Genomic DNA, 14,271 nt, shown 5'->3' on the forward strand with positions numbered 1-14,271 from the left:
TTTGGTCAAAAACCTGCACGTCGCAGTCCTGTTCGATAATGATCCTTTTGCCATTGCTCACGGATGGGAACAATGGAAAGCCATGTGTCGACCTCGAAATCCGGATAGGTCTCTTTGACCTTGCGCACCAGAGCCTTGGCCTTACGCATGTCGCCCGCCATGGCGGCTACGGCTGCGGCAAGCCGCGCCGCTGGAGCCGGATCGGCCATGCGCCCAATGTAGTTCGCGGCATCCTCATATTGTTCTATATGGTAGCTGGCACCGGCGGCCGTCCAATAGTAGATATCCGGACTTAACGGATTCAGCTTAATGGCGTGCTCTATTTTTGCAAGGCCTTCGTATGGTTGCGAGGCGTGTATCAGCGTATTGGCATAGTCGGCAATGACATCGGCATGATGCGGGCTGATGTTTTCTGCTATTTCGAAAGCCTTTAAGCTCTCGTCGAAATCACTTTGATAGAGTTTCGCCGCGCCGAATTCGCGGTAGCCGGCGGCGAGATCTTGGCCCGCGGCGATCGCCTTGCCGGCCTGAGTTTCGACCTGCTTCAGTAGTTGCAGATCGCCTCGTGCCGTCACCAGCCACTCGAGATGATAGGTGCGAGCTGCGCCGCTCAATGCCGGCGAGAAATAAGGGTTTTCCTTCAGCGCCGTCTGGAATGCCTTACGCGCGCGGCGGATGTCCGGCAAATTGAGATGCTTGAGATGACGCTGGCCGAGCAGGTATTGACGATAGGCCTCCGGGCTGCGCTCGAAGTAATCTCGGGAAAATTCGTTGCGCTCAACAAAGCTGGCGACCGACGCTACTACGCGCTGGCCGATTTCGCGATGCTGGCGCGGCAGGTCTTGGGCCTCCATGCTGAAGCGCTCGGCCCAAAGAACTTCGTCGTTGCCGGCGTAAACGAGCTGCGCGAAAAGCCAGTAGACGCTGCCGTCGAAGCTGAGCCTGGTGTCCAGCACATAATTGATGCCGTATTTTTCCAGCATTGCGCTCCGATCGAGGTTGAGCGCAATCTTTTCCGCCGTGTAATGCGCCACCATCGTCACGGTCTTCAAAACGCAAAGGCCGACCGTGATATCTTCCAAAAGCGCCGCCGAGAGAAAGACGGCGGGCTGATGGTTGCTGGCAGTGTTCACCGGTGGCAGCAGTGCGAGCTTGGGTGGTCCGCGAGGGACCGGCGGAACGATTTCCAACCGTGGGCCCGGTACCTCTCGAAGCTGAGGCACGACGCTGCGCTGGCGTTCGAACATCCGCCGCGCAACGCTTAACGTCTGCGGATCGGGATCGACCGGCAATTCGCCCCAGCGATATTTTCTGCGGCTTTCAAAAATATGGCGGGCGCTTTCGAGCTGGGGTTCGCCGGCATAGGTCTCTCCCAATATCTGGTAGACCGTCTCATCTTCGGGATGAGCCTCGAACAGCCGCAGCGCCGCCTCCTTGACAATGGTGGCGTCCGCGTCCTTGCCCATGGCCGCAATGGCATCGCGAAGTGTTGTCAGCATCTTTGTCTTGATGCGATCCCGCTGTGTACGCAGCCACATTCTGGCCGTGCCACCGATGACTTCGGTGCGGGCAAGAAAATCCCAGCGGCCGAGTTGCAGCAACTCTTCCAGGGCGGTGTGGGGGTTAGTTTGCGACACCGCATCCAGCAGCGCGAGATCGGTGGTGAAGGCTTGGAGATTCGCGCTGACGGTCGCCTGCTCGATCAGCAGCAGCCCGATTCCGAGCTCGTCCTGGCGGTTTTTGACACGCGACAGGGTCTGCCGCAGATTGGCAAGCCCCTTATCCAGGGGAATGTCGCCCCAAAGAAATTCCGCAAGCTCCGCACGGGTCTTTTGCGGCGAGGGGCTCGTCAGTAGAAAGCAGAGCGACAGCAGACCCTTTTCGGGAAAAGGCACTGTCGCGCCTGTTCCGTCCACGAGACGTAGGTCTCCGAATGTCAGCAGTCTGAAATCCATATGCCCCCACTGCATCTAGCAGCGTCCCGATATCGCAATCATGGCTTTCGGCATCGCTTGCGATCACGTCATGTGATCACAGGTATCTTTTTGAGAATTCACACTACGACGACTGCTATCCTATCGCAATCGCTAGAACATCTTTGTTTTCGGTTAAATAGCTAGAAGCGGACAAGGTGCCCTGGATTCAAAAAGCCGGAGCCACTCGTCTGCGCTTGAATGAACGCGCCGCACTCAAGCATTTTCTGCGATGGCGGGTTCCGCGATCGTCGATGGGGGGGACAATCTAGCATTCGATCAAGATCCGCGCCTCACCCATTTTTCGGGCGAGGCATGGAGATCAGTTTCTGAGGCCGAAAGGAACTTCGGCTGCAGGCGGCGCATGTACGACGGCGGGCTCGGAGGCGTTGGCCAGCGATTTGATGAGCATCAGCACGGATTGGCGGACACTGGGATCGTTGATCTTCATGAAGGCCTTGTTGAGGCTGAGACCTTCCTTGGACGTCAGAAAATCGGACAGGTCTTCAAGGCCACTGATCGCCCCTAACCCTTCCGTCGTCAACGGCTGTGAGTTGTCCTGCTGGAAGAAGAAAGCGACAGGGACAGCCAGAACCCCTGCGATCGCCTGCAACCGGCTGGCGCCGATGCGGTTGGTGCCTTTTTCGTACTTTTGCACCTGCTGAAAGGTAACGCCGATCTGTTCGGCGAGCCGTTCCTGGCTCATGCCGAGCATTAGCCGGCGCATGCGCACGCGTGAGCCGACATAGGCGTCAATCGGATTTGGTACTTTTGCACTCACTGCGCAATCTCCTCATTCGAACGGGGGAACCCCAGCGGGCGCCACCTTACAGATGCCCGGGGAGGAGGCAAGGAACACGTCCCCAATCTGCCCGTTCAGTGTGTATTAAATGTTGGTAAATTTCAACCAAAAGTCCTGACGACAGAGATTTTCCCCCGAACGTCAAGGAGATAATCGGCTGAAAAGAACCTTCGCGTCAATGTGGACTAAAGTCTGAGGACGATCTGCAATTGTATAAGGGACACATCGGATTGTCTTTGGTCGGTACGCGGGCGGGAGCTGCGTAGTGGCCGGTTCCGCACCGTTCGTCGCCGGCTACATAGCGGTCATAGAGCACCACATTGCCGCTCTTCGAGGGGTGGCGAAGCAGCACCACGCGCTCCCGCAAAATTACCTGCTGCACCGATGCGCGGGTTTGCTTGAGTGAATCATAGCGCGAGATCGCCAATGCCGGATCGGCAGTCGCCAATAAAAGCAAAGTTGCGGCCACGATGTTCATGGATGTTCCCTCGATGAACATAGCTGGTCTCAGATGGGCCACCCAGAAATCTTCAGGATCTGGGCTCGAGATTTTACGGGTGCAAGAGCCGGCGGCCCAGCAGGCGCCGATCTTTCATCGGCGATCCCAGGAGCAGTCTGCTGCTCACGGCGTTTACTACATTAATTTTTTCTTAAATAACGCAAGGTTAGTCTTTTCAACTATGTGATTATGGGAATTGGTCATTCTCGGGAGGAGCGGAGTGGGGCCGGAAGCAAAAATTTTTTGCTATAACGCTCATTTTTTTCGAGGGAAGCTTGGTTATATTTCTTATTATAAAATCAACGAACTAGCGTATTGCGCGACACGAAACTCTAACACTGGTTGAGTGAGAGAACCAAAATTGGTCGAAATCGCGTCTTGACCCTGTTATATTAGGTGGTCTTAATGCCCTTCGTCCGGTCGTGCCCGCGCCCGGACAAGTTGCTGGAGTATTAGGCCCGCTGCACCAAGAACAGCGGGTCCTTTTTTCACTTCCATTTTTTTGTTTTTTTGCGGGGCCCGCCATGCTGATGCAGCAGGGGGGTCAGCGAGCCCCGGCCGTCCAAGCACGGCGGCACGACGATCAACCAGAACTCCGCTGCCGTCCACAAACCGCTGCTTTAATTGCTGCTGATGCAACTCGCACAAGCATTGCAAAGCGTGGGTACTCGCAAATATTTGCATTGGGAACACCGGCACTTCCCAACTTCAAAAGGTCTGCTGGCGGTGGTTGAGAAAAAAATCGCGATGCCGTTCTGCGGGAATTCCGCTGAAAGCTGACTGAAAGGTTGCCCGCGCTAGGCTTGCCCAGCTTCGTGGAGGAAGCACATGCCGTGCGCGAACATCTGACGCAGGCATCCTAACAGGAGGAGACACTCATGCGTTCATCGCGCACGCTTTTTCATACCGTTGCCCTTTCCCTCGTCATGACCGCCGCTTCCCTCGGCGCCACGGCAGCGCATGCTGCCGACAAAATTTCCATCATGGTGGGCGGCTATGAAAAGCAGATCTATCTGCCGGCCAAGCTTGCGGAAGGCCTCGGCTACTTTAAGGACGAAGGCCTCGATGTCGAGCTTCTGAACGAATCCGCCGGCGTCGATGCCGAAAACCAGCTCCTCGCCGGCGCTGTCCAGGGCGTCGTCGGTTTCTACGATCACTGCGTCGACCTGCAGGCCAAGGGCAAGTTCATCGAATCCGTCGTGCAGTTCAGCCAGGCACCGGGCGAGGTCGAACTGGTGTCGACCAAGCATCCGGAAATCAAGTCCTTCGCCGATCTGAAGGGCAAGAGCGTCGGCGTTACCGGCCTCGGTTCTTCCACCAACTTCCTGACGCTCTTCATGGCATCCAAGGCAGGCCTGTCGCCGGCTGACGTCACCCCGGTTCCGGTCGGTGCCGGCCAGACCTTCATCGCAGCCATGCAGCAGGACGCCATCCAGGCCGGCATGACCACCGAACCGACGATCTCGCGCATGCTGAAGACCGGCGAAGCTTCGGTTCTCGTCGATCTCAGAACCTTGAAGGGCACCGAGGCCGCTCTCGGCGGCACCTATCCGGCCGCGTCGCTTTATATGGACGCCGCCTGGGTCGATGCTCATAAGGAAGAAGTGCAGAAGCTCGCAAACGCCTTCGTCAAGACGCTGCGCTTCATCAACACCCATTCGGGTGCCGAAATTGCCGAGAAGATGCCGAAGGATTTCTACGTCGGTGACAAGGAGGGCTACATCAAGGCTCTCGACGCCGGTAAGGAAATGTTCACGGCTGATGGCGTGATGCCGGAAGATGGTCCGAAGACGGTTCTCGCCGTGCTCTCGCAGTTCTCCAAGAACGTCAAGGGCAAGACGATCGACCTGTCGAAGACCTACACGACTGAATTCGTCAAGAACGTCAAGTAAGCAGTCATAACGCCGCTTCCGGAAGGTTCCGGAAGCGGCAGTTCAAGAGACTTTGCATTTCACTGGGCTTTGCGTGCACGCCCCGAAGGCACGCGTCAGGATCAGCACCATGCAACAGGATGAACGCCGCACCCCGGCGATCGAACTCATCAATGTCAGCCGCCGTTTCGTATCGCCGACGGGCAAGTCGCTGACCGCACTTCGCGATTTCAACATGACGGTCGAGCGCGGCGAATTCGTCGCCGTCGTCGGTCCGACGGGCTGTGGCAAGTCGACGACCCTCAATCTTGTCACCGGCCTTGCCAAGCCAAGCGCCGGCGAAGTCCGACTGATGGGCGGCCCGGTCAACGGCATCGACCCGCGCGTCGGCTTCGCCTTCCAGACGGATGCGCTCTTCCCCTGGAAGAACGTCATCGACAATGTCATGTCCGGCCCGCTGTTCCGCGGCAAGTCCAAGGCGGAAGCTGAAAAGAGTGCCAAGGACTGGCTCGCCCGCGTCGGGCTTTCAAAGTTCTTGCATCACTATCCGCATCAGCTCTCCGGCGGCATGCGCAAGCGCGTTTCGCTGGCACAGACCTTCATCAACGAGCCGGAAATCCTGCTGATGGACGAGCCGTTCTCGGCGCTCGACGTGCAGACCCGCACGGTCATGCACGAAGAGCTGCTGAAGCTCTGGGCGGAACGCCAGGCTTCCGTCGTCTTCGTGACGCACGATCTCGAAGAGGCCGTGGCACTCGCCGACAAGGTCTATGTGCTGACCGCCGGCCCGGCGACCGTGAAGTCGGTCTATACGATCGACCTGCCGCGCCCGCGTGTCGTCTCGGAAATCCGTTACGAGCAGAACTTCATCGATTATTGCAAGACGATCTGGGATGACCTTCGCGAAGAGGTCGAAACCAGCTATCGCCGTGCCGCGGAAGCGGCATAAGGGAGGATTGATCATGGCAAACACAGCCCTCGAAACAGGCAATGCCCCCATCTTCCGCGCCGGCACCTCGGATGCGGAAATCGAAGCCGCAGCGCTGAAGGCGCTCACCCGCCGCAAGTACGTTGTCGTGGCATGGCAAGTCGGCATTCTGCTCGCCATCCTCGGCCTCTGGCAGGTCGCCTCCGATCTGCACTGGATCGATCCGTTCTTCTATTCCAGCCCGTATGGCATCGCGTTGCGCCTGTGGGACTGGATCACCGAGGGCACCGAGAGCGGCTCGCTCTGGTATCATCTCGGCGTCACCATGGAAGAAGCGCTGATCGGCTTCGTCATCGGCTCGGTGACCGGCGTGCTCGTCGGCGTCGCCCTTGGCCGCAACAAGCTCGCTTCCGATATCCTGTCGATCTACATCAAGGCGATCAACTCGATCCCGCGCGTCGTTCTCGCGCCGATCTTCGTGATGATCATGGGCCTCGGCCTTGCCTCCAAGGTCGCGCTCGCCTTCATCATGGTGTTCTTCGTGGTGTTCGCCAACGCTTTCCAGGGCGTTCGTGAAGCCGACCGCAACATGATCGCCAATGCCCGCATTCTCGGCGCTTCCAACTGGCAGGTGACCCGCAACGTCATCCTGCCGTCGGCAATGAGCTGGATTTTTGCAAGCCTGCACATCTCCTTCTCCTTCGCCATCATCGGCGCCATCGTCGGCGAATTCGTCGGATCGCTCGCCGGCATCGGCTACCTGATCTCGATCGCCAAGGGCACCTATGACGCAGCCGGCCTCTATGCCGCGATCATCCTCGTGATGGTGGTCACGCTCGGTGCCGAATACGTGATGACGCTCGTCGAAAACCGCATCACCAGATGGCGTCCGCAGCAGCACATGGACGTGCAATAAGCCCTCGAGGCACTCAGTTAACTCCCAAGGCCGGGCACCCCCACCCGGCCTCTTTTTTTGTCTGCCGGTCAGGCCCTGCCGTATGCTCAGGGCTGAAAACCCGTTCTGTCCATCTCGGTGATCTCTCTAATTACCTTGCAAGGAACGCCCGCTACAATCACACCTGCTGGAACGTCTTTGGTCACGACGCTACCTGACCCAATTATCGCGCCATCGCCAATGGTCACGCCCTGGTTGATGTGTACCCCGGCGCCAATCCACACCCCGTTCCCGATCCTCACCGGCTTCGCGTAACACGCACCCGCCGCGCGTTCGGAAGCATCAATTGCGTGGTTGGAGGTGTAAATGCCGACACGGGGACCGAACAGCACGTCATCGCCGATCTCTATTCCGCCACCGTCCAGCAAGACGCAGTCGAAGTTGGCGTAGAAGTTGTTGCCGATAACGACGTTCCGACCGAACTCGCAACGGAACGTCGGTTCGAAATGTACACGCTCGCCCACCTTGCCCAACAGCTCACGAAGGATGCTTTCCCGTTCTGCGGACGTCTTGCCGAAGCTTGCATTGTAGCGGTTGGTCAGTAGAACCGCCTCCTCTCGAGCCTTGATCAGCTCGGGCGTCAGATCGTTGTACATTTTCCCCGAGCGGATGATTTCCAACTGGTCAGCAAGCGTCATGGGCACTCTCTCCTCAGGTATTGTTTGTGTTTTATTTGCTTAGTTAATACGCATGAACCGTCCATGAATGATTGCTGATGGGTGTTTCGACGACAGCTATGGCGAGCGAGCTTTGCCTGCGCCAAGTTGCCATATAAGCCGGGACGGCCGGGCGGCCGTTATTGTCCTATCGCGCAATTTCCTCCGGATGAGAATCAGCTTATGGTCCGATTCCGGCAAAGCCCATGCCTCCCCCCTCCATCCGGGAAAGTATCGTTCATGCGGGGCTGATCGATCATTGAACCGACTGTTCGAGCGCCAAGCATAAGGAGGGGTTGCAATCGTTGCTCGCGATAGGAGGTTTTACAGATGAGGCTTTCTGGCCCAATTTATCGCTTGAAGCGTAAAGCCCGGCTCATGTCGCGCGAGGAGAATATTCCCTTGCATGAAGCGCTGGACCGAATTGCAGCCGAGGAAGGTTTCGGCGGCTGGAGCTTGCTTGCAGCTCGTGCGGACGCGACGACGCCCGCCGGTGAGATGTTCGCGCAATTGGATCCTGGCGACCTGGTGCTTCTGGGTGCCCGTCCGGGTCACGGCAAAACGCTGATGAGTCTGAGGCTGGCGGTCGAGGCGATGAAAGCCGGCAATCGGGGCGCCTTCTTCACGCTAGAAGATACCGAAAGTGATGTTCTCGATCGTTTCCGGGTGATCGGCGCTAAGTTCGAGCTTTTTGAAGGCTTGTTCGAATTTGACAGTTCGGACGCGATCAGCGCCGACTATATTGTCGAGAAGCTGGCGTCGGCGCCCGAGGGAACGTTTGTCGTCATCGATTACTTGCAAATACTCGACCAGAATCGACAGAAACCGGAATTGATGGTGCAGGTTCGGGCGTTGAGGTCCTTTGCGCAGGAGCGAGGTTTGATCATCGTCTTCCTCTCGCAGATCGACCGATCCTACGATCCGTCTGCCCAATCCGCTGGATCTGGCGCTGTTCGACAAGACATTCTTCCTGAACAAGGGTGAAGTCCAGTTTCTGGCGGCAGGGTAGCGGTTCCGCCTGCTCCTGATTGCCGGCGGTTGGGAATCCATCAAACCGCCGGCAGTCTAACGATCACCAACAAGCCGCCGCCGGGCGCGTCGCTGAGCGCGATCGTGCCGCCGGCGCCGTCGACGACTTCGCGGACGATGGCCAATCCGAGGCCGCTGCCTTCGGGCTCGGTGCCGATGATGCGGTAGAAACGCTCGAATACTTGCCCGCGTTCGGCTTCGGGAATGCCCGGACCGTTGTCCTCCACTGATAGCACGGCATCGTTGCCATCAAGCCGGACGCCAACCGTGACGCGGCCATTGGCCGGGGTATAACGCAGGGCATTGTCGACGAGATTGACCAGCATCTCGCGCAGCATGGTGCCGTCGCCTTCGACATGGACCGGCGCGCCGTCAGCCTCCAGTCCCAGGTCGATGTTGCGTCTCAGCGCTTCTTCCGCCAGGTTTTCCAAGACTTGCCGGGCGGTGGCGACGAGGTCGATCGTGTCGCTACGTGGACGGCGGCTGCCGGGTTCGGCCCGCGACAGGGTGAGAAGCTGGCTCGCCAGCCGTGTCACCTGCCTTGTACTGGAGCGTAGTGCCGTCAGGGCTTCGTCACGTCTGGCATTGTCGTCCTCGCGCGCCGCCACACTTGCCTGCGTCGAGATGAGCGCTAGCGGCGTGCGCAACTGATGGGCGGCGTTGGAGACGAAGCGGCGCTGTGCCGCCATCTGGTTCTGCACCCGCTCCATATGATCGTTCAGCGCATGAACCAGGGGGCGTAGCTCGCTCTGCACCATATCCGGCTCCAGCGGGTCCAGCCGCTGGCGGCCGCGTTCGCGCACCGCATCACGTAGCCGCAGCACCGGTGTCAGACCGCGCTGCAGGCCGATAATGGTCACCAGGCCGGCGAGCAGCACGAGCACGAGCTGCTTGGTGAAATCCGAGAGCCACAGCCTGCGGCGCATGGCGTATTGGCTTTTGTGGGTGACGGCGACGGTGACGGAGATCGTGCTGTCTTCGCTAAGGCCGACGATCGGATGGTTCAGCATCATCAGCCGAACCTGATCGGCGCGGAATGTGGTATCTTCACCGACCTGCTGTTTCTTCGGTTGCGGCAGATCGGGATAGCCGGCGACGAGGTTCCCCCACGCGGTCACCACCTGATAGAAGACGCGGTCGCCATAACCGGTATCGAACATTTCCAGCGCCGCCGGTGGGAGATCGACCTGGACGGTGCCGTTCGCATCGACATGTACGGCTTCGGCGATGACGCGGGCCGATGCAAGCAGCGTGTGGTCGGTGACGAGGTCCGAGGTGGCGTTCGCCGAGTGGAAACTGAGGTACAGATTGACGCAGATCGCTCCGATCAGCGTCAGCACCACCCAGGCAAAGAGTTGCGCGCGGAGGCTGGAGGTCAGCCCTGCGATGGCGCGGCGCAGACGTCCCTTGCGTACTTGGCTTTCATCATTGCGCATGGCGAAGGAGATAACCGAGGCCACGCAGCGTGGCGATCTGCACGGCGCTGCCTTCGAGTTTCTTGCGGACGCGGTGCACGTAGATTTCGATGGCGCTGGTGTCGGCGAGATCGTCGAAGCCAAAGACGCTTTCGGACAGCGCGGTCTTGGTGACTGTCGTGCCGACCTTCATGACGAGATGTTCGAGCACGGCATGTTCGCGCGGCGTGAGCGCCAGGGTTTCGCCGCCAAGAAAGAACTGCCGCGTGCCGCCGTCGAAGAGCAGGTCGCCCACGGCGATTTCGGGTGCGGCGCGATCATGGCCGCGGCGGACAAGGGCGCGGATACGGGCTTCCAGCTCGGCGATTTCGAAAGGCTTTGCCAGATAGTCGTCGGCGCCGCTGTCGAGCCCGGCAACACGGCCGTCGAGGCTGGCATTGGCGGTCAGGATGATGACCGGCACCTTGTTGCCGCTTTGGCGCAAGCGCTTCAACAGCGTCAACCCATCGATTTTCGGCAGTGACAGATCGAGGATGACGACCGCGTAACCCGCCACTTTCAACATATGTTCGGCGTCCTCGCCGTCATAGGCGATGTCGACGGCATATTGCGCCTGACGCAGCGCCTTGCCGAGCCAGGACGCCAGTTCGCGGTTGTCTTCGACGATCAGGAGCCTCATGGAGCAACTATACAGCAAGTACCCGATAGTGCGAGTGTTTCCGGATTTGCCTCGGCCCTATTTCAGCGCCGCCACAGCCTCAATCCCATCTCCTTCACCTCTCGCAAATATACTTTGCGCGCATAGGGCGGCGTCAGATTGTGGTCGGTATCGGGAATGATGGTGAGGCGGATGTCGGGGAAATTCTTGAGGCCGGCGGCATCTTCGCCGAAATGTTCGCGGAAATGATCGAGACCAATGTCGTGAGCGCTGTAGATCAGCGAAATATCGACTTGGCGTTTGACGAGCGAGCGGAAGCCGTTGATGACGGTTTCGTGCTCGCCGGCGAAGAACGGGAGAACGCCGAGGAGGGGGCGGCCGAGACGGACGGCGCGCCGCGCCAGCGCCACGACGATGTTGCGCGCCGCACTTTTTGCGTCGATCTGGCCGCCATAGAGCCGCTTCAGCGTCTCAAACTGCAGGAATTTCTGGCCGTAGGTCTCGAGCGAACGCGGCACGAAGCGCAGGGCTTCCTCCACGGGCTGGGTTTCATCCCAGAAGAAAGCATAGGGATTGACGGTGATCAGACCGCCGCACCTGCCATCTTGGATAGCGCTCTGATAAGCGAGATAGCCACCGCTGCAGCGGCCAACGGCAAAGGCGGGCAACAGTTTCTCCGCCTCCAGAAGGTCGAGTGCGGCGCTAACGTCCTGAAGCTGCGCGGGGGAATAGAGCACCTGTTCCTGCGCATCGGGAAGCGGCGGACTGTCGGCGACGTTGGCGGTATCGAAACGCAGCGAGGGGATGCCGTCGCGTGCAAGCGTTCGCGCCATGGTCACCGACATTCGGCCCCAGCCAGCATGGCGGTCATAGGCCGTGGTCAAAAGCAATGCCGTCGCGCCCGCACGGGTGCCTGTGGGTTCGCAGAGAATGCCGGAGAGGCGGTTGCCCTCGCCAAAGCGCAGCGGCGTTTCGCGAAAACCGTCGCCGATCAGCGGTTCGGCGCGCGGCGCGCGGAGAATTCTGCGAGATGCCGTCGCGGATTCTTCCGTCGCGATCGACCGTGCCCAGTCCAGAACTTTCCGGCCGGCTTCGAGCGGCATGGTGGCTACGGTCGGGTTCGATACCAGCTCGTCATAGCCCTCATAGGCCGAGCGTTCGACGCGTGGGCCGAGGGTTTCGAGATGGGCAGCGAAATCGGCGTCTCCAGGGCGGCCGGGCCGCGTCAGGACAAGGCAATCCGGCGCGCTGATATGGGCAAGCGTCATCAGATTGAGCTTCTTGACCGCGGCGGCGATAGAGTCCGGCATCTGCAGGCTGGCGATGGTCACGCCCTCGGCCCGGCGTTGCGCTTCGGTGAGCCCCATGCCCTCGTCGATCATCTTCGACCAAACGGTCAATTCGCGCAGATAGGCGCGGCCGGAAATGGTCGGAGCCAGAAAGGCGATGCCGTCGACGCCGGAAAGCTGCTCTGCAATATCAAGGGCGACGACGCTTCCGAGCCCTTGGCTCACCAGGATAAGCCGCTCGCAGCCGGAGAGCGATCGCAGCATGCCGGCAGCGGCGAGGGCCGTGCCTTCCCAGAGCGCCAGTCCTTCACCCGGATCGGCAACGTCGAGCGCATCGCCGGTGCCGGCATAGTCGAAGCGGAGGCTGGCAATACCTTCCTTGGCAAAATCTTCGGCGAGAATGCGCCAGAATTTGCGGGTGCACATTTCCTCGAAACCCCAGGGGCTGAGGAACAATACGGCCGTCTGGCTCGTCGGTGCCGCGGCGGGCATGAACAGGCCGACAGTTCCGGCGAAAGTCACCGGCGTGGCGGCGGGGGTGACATCCTTAAGCGGGCCCTGGTATTCGGCGGCTCCCAACGCAGCCATGGCATTCTCCTCAAATTCGGCGCGGCGCCAGCCATGCCAGCGCGTGAACGGCAATCGGATGAGCGCGCCGGGGCAGACGCGCGGCAATTTGCTGAAGGACGGCGATATCCTCCGGCGGCACGGCATTCAGCAGCCGGAGCGCCAGGCCATAGACCAGGATGCCGGCAATGACGGCGCTGACGAGGCCGGGAATGCCGGGCAGCACATGGATGAAACCATAGGCCGCGGCGGCGCAGAGCGCGGATGCGCCGGTCACCTTGGCAAGGCTGACGAACATACTGTGCATCGAGCCCTCGAATTCCATGCGGCGCACCATCAGCACGCACATGGCGGAGAAGGCGAGCAACCGCACTAGCGCGGCACCTTCGCCGCCATACGAGGGCACTGCGATCAGGCAGCCGACGACCATGATGACGCTGGCGACGCCGCCGATGATGGTACGCTCGCGCATGCGGTCGATGGAGTAGAGATATTGCGTGCAGATCTGCATGAAGACGTAGGGAGCAGCCGTCAGCGACAGCAGCGCCACCATGCCGCCGCTCGGGCCGAAGGGCTTGCCGAAGATCGTTACCACCAGCTCAGGGGCGATCGCCGCAAGGCCGAAGCTCATGGGCAGGGTAATATAGGAAATGGCGCGCGCGACGCCCTCGAAGACATGAACCGGCAACTTGCCCGACGCCTGCGAATGCATCTGTTCGGAATAATAGGGCAGCAGGCTGCCGCTCAACTGCACCGGAAGCTGCAGCGCCAGATTGGCAAGCGACAGGCCGACGGCGTAGAAGCCGACTGCTTCGATGCCCCAGTAATGCTGCAGGAAGACCAGCTCGATGCGGTTCAGGAAGATCGAGCTGTTGATGAATTCGACCGAGAGAATGAGCGAGGAACTGACGAGATAGCCAAGGCTGACGCCGCAACTGTTCCGGCGCGCGACTGCGATCCTCAGGCTGGAAACGAACATCGGGAGCTGACCGATGGCATAGCCGGCAAGAGCGCCGCTGACGCCAAAGAAGATGGCGCCGAGAAGCACGGTGGCGAGCTGCAGCACCGAACTTGTCAGGGTGATGCGGAAGAAAGCGCCGAGCTGTTGTTCGCCGACCAGATAGTTCTTGCTGTAGGCGCCCAGCGACTGAAGGACGAAAAACGCGCCGGTGATGACGATGACGGACCATTCATCGTTTGCCCAATGCAGCCGCTCCGCTTCCCAATAAAAGGCCGTGTAGCCTGCGAGCAGGATCAGCGTCGACAGGATCGTCGGGTGCAGGAGGTAGGCCGCAAAGCCGCGCCGCTCCTCCGTCGAATAGCCCTGGACTTTTAGTTGCGGCAGTATGCGCAGTAGCGTGATGCCGGTGCCGAGTTCGGCGACGAGCGCGCCCGTGGTCGTCAACCAGAGCGAAAAGGCGATGATGCCGTTAGCTTCCGGGCCAAGCAGGCGGGCAGCGATGATCGAACAGGCAAAACCGGTCGCCAGCAGGGTCAGCCCCGCCGCCGCGTTCAACGCCGAATTCGCCATGATGCTCTTCGTCATGAAGATTACCGTTCCCCAGGTCGCAGAAATTGGCCGCAAATGCCGGCTCTTCATGGAGATAGCGCCTGCTGTATTTCATATGC

Annotated in this window: 11 protein-coding genes and 1 pseudogene; 4 read left to right on the forward strand and 8 right to left on the reverse strand. The window is 59.8% G+C overall.

Features of this window, described 5'->3' with window-relative positions:
• Positions 1-5: 5 nt before the first annotated feature.
• The 3 genes from ACXHXG_RS18080 to ACXHXG_RS18090 form a co-directional block, all read right to left on the reverse strand.
• Complete coding sequence (locus tag ACXHXG_RS18080) at positions 6-1,955, reverse strand: AfsR/SARP family transcriptional regulator (RefSeq protein ID WP_457900176.1); 1,950 nt, start codon at positions 1,953-1,955, stop codon at positions 6-8.
• Between the two features lie 340 nt (positions 1,956-2,295).
• A complete protein-coding gene (locus tag ACXHXG_RS18085; protein WP_104824720.1) occupies positions 2,296-2,754 on the reverse strand; it encodes a helix-turn-helix domain-containing protein in 459 nt (152 codons plus the stop codon).
• 196 nt (positions 2,755-2,950) lie between these two features.
• Positions 2,951-3,253: a hypothetical protein gene (locus ACXHXG_RS18090; RefSeq protein WP_283047934.1), complete on the reverse strand. Its 303-nt coding sequence runs from the start codon at positions 3,251-3,253 to the stop codon at positions 2,951-2,953.
• 899 nt (positions 3,254-4,152) lie between these two features.
• Between ACXHXG_RS18090 and ACXHXG_RS18095 the strand changes: the two genes are divergently transcribed.
• The 3 genes from ACXHXG_RS18095 to ACXHXG_RS18105 all read left to right on the forward strand — a co-directional run bounded on the left by ACXHXG_RS18095 (position 4,153) and on the right by ACXHXG_RS18105 (position 6,989).
• The gene (locus ACXHXG_RS18095) at positions 4,153-5,166 is read left to right on the forward strand and encodes an ABC transporter substrate-binding protein (protein ID WP_457900177.1); all 1,014 of its coding nucleotides are present in this window, start codon (positions 4,153-4,155) and stop codon (positions 5,164-5,166) included.
• Between the two features lie 109 nt (positions 5,167-5,275).
• Positions 5,276-6,094, forward strand: coding sequence for an ABC transporter ATP-binding protein (locus ACXHXG_RS18100; protein WP_104824718.1), 819 nt, complete (start codon positions 5,276-5,278; stop codon positions 6,092-6,094).
• Positions 6,095-6,107: 13 nt separating this feature from the next.
• A complete protein-coding gene (locus ACXHXG_RS18105) occupies positions 6,108-6,989 on the forward strand; it encodes an ABC transporter permease (RefSeq protein WP_104824717.1) in 882 nt (293 codons plus the stop codon).
• An 86-nt stretch (positions 6,990-7,075) separates the two neighbouring features.
• Here ACXHXG_RS18105 and ACXHXG_RS18110 read toward each other — a convergent pair whose 3' ends face one another.
• Positions 7,076-7,666, reverse strand: a complete 591-nt coding sequence (locus ACXHXG_RS18110) for a sugar O-acetyltransferase (protein ID WP_457900178.1) — start codon at positions 7,664-7,666, stop codon at positions 7,076-7,078.
• A 348-nt stretch (positions 7,667-8,014) separates the two neighbouring features.
• Here ACXHXG_RS18110 and ACXHXG_RS18115 point away from each other — a divergent pair.
• Positions 8,015-8,693 (forward strand): annotated as a pseudogene (locus tag ACXHXG_RS18115) (DNA helicase).
• Positions 8,694-8,733: 40 nt separating this feature from the next.
• Here ACXHXG_RS18115 and ACXHXG_RS18120 read toward each other — a convergent pair.
• The 4 genes from ACXHXG_RS18120 to ACXHXG_RS18135 all read right to left on the reverse strand — a co-directional run bounded on the left by ACXHXG_RS18120 (position 8,734) and on the right by ACXHXG_RS18135 (position 14,188).
• Complete coding sequence (locus ACXHXG_RS18120) at positions 8,734-10,149, reverse strand: sensor histidine kinase (protein ID WP_457900291.1); 1,416 nt, start codon at positions 10,147-10,149, stop codon at positions 8,734-8,736.
• Positions 10,139-10,807 carry a response regulator gene (locus ACXHXG_RS18125; protein WP_104825258.1) on the reverse strand — a complete coding sequence of 223 codons (669 nt, stop codon included), beginning with the start codon at positions 10,805-10,807 and terminating at the stop codon, positions 10,139-10,141. Before ACXHXG_RS18125 ends, ACXHXG_RS18120 begins: the two co-directional genes overlap by 11 nt.
• 62 nt (positions 10,808-10,869) lie before the next feature.
• Positions 10,870-12,663 (reverse strand): alpha/beta hydrolase family protein, encoded by a 1,794-nt coding sequence (locus ACXHXG_RS18130; protein ID WP_104825257.1) that lies wholly within the window; start codon positions 12,661-12,663, stop codon positions 10,870-10,872.
• A gap of 10 nt (positions 12,664-12,673) precedes the next feature.
• Complete coding sequence (locus ACXHXG_RS18135) at positions 12,674-14,188, reverse strand: lipopolysaccharide biosynthesis protein (protein WP_104825256.1); 1,515 nt, start codon at positions 14,186-14,188, stop codon at positions 12,674-12,676.
• Positions 14,189-14,271: the final 83 nt, after the last annotated feature.

This window comes from Rhizobium sp. LEGMi-198b, from assembly GCF_054114205.1.

What these genes read in the sequence shown, in the direction of transcription:
- ACXHXG_RS18080 (WP_457900176.1), bottom strand. Translation starts at nt 1,955, where the DNA reads ATGGATTTCAGACTGCTGACATTCGGAGACCTACGTCTCGTGGACGGA.
- ACXHXG_RS18090 (WP_283047934.1), bottom strand. Translation starts at nt 3,253, where the DNA reads ATGAACATCGTGGCCGCAACTTTGCTTTTATTGGCGACTGCCGATCCG.
- ACXHXG_RS18095 (WP_457900177.1), top strand. Translation starts at nt 4,153, where the DNA reads ATGCGTTCATCGCGCACGCTTTTTCATACCGTTGCCCTTTCCCTCGTC.
- ACXHXG_RS18100 (WP_104824718.1), top strand. Translation starts at nt 5,276, where the DNA reads ATGCAACAGGATGAACGCCGCACCCCGGCGATCGAACTCATCAATGTC.
- ACXHXG_RS18105 (WP_104824717.1), top strand. Translation starts at nt 6,108, where the DNA reads ATGGCAAACACAGCCCTCGAAACAGGCAATGCCCCCATCTTCCGCGCC.
- ACXHXG_RS18110 (WP_457900178.1), bottom strand. Translation starts at nt 7,666, where the DNA reads ATGACGCTTGCTGACCAGTTGGAAATCATCCGCTCGGGGAAAATGTAC.
- ACXHXG_RS18120 (WP_457900291.1), bottom strand. Translation starts at nt 10,149, where the DNA reads ATGCGCAATGATGAAAGCCAAGTACGCAAGGGACGTCTGCGCCGCGCC.
- ACXHXG_RS18125 (WP_104825258.1), bottom strand. Translation starts at nt 10,807, where the DNA reads ATGAGGCTCCTGATCGTCGAAGACAACCGCGAACTGGCGTCCTGGCTC.
- ACXHXG_RS18130 (WP_104825257.1), bottom strand. Translation starts at nt 12,663, where the DNA reads ATGGCTGCGTTGGGAGCCGCCGAATACCAGGGCCCGCTTAAGGATGTC.
- ACXHXG_RS18135 (WP_104825256.1), bottom strand. Translation starts at nt 14,188, where the DNA reads ATGACGAAGAGCATCATGGCGAATTCGGCGTTGAACGCGGCGGCGGGG.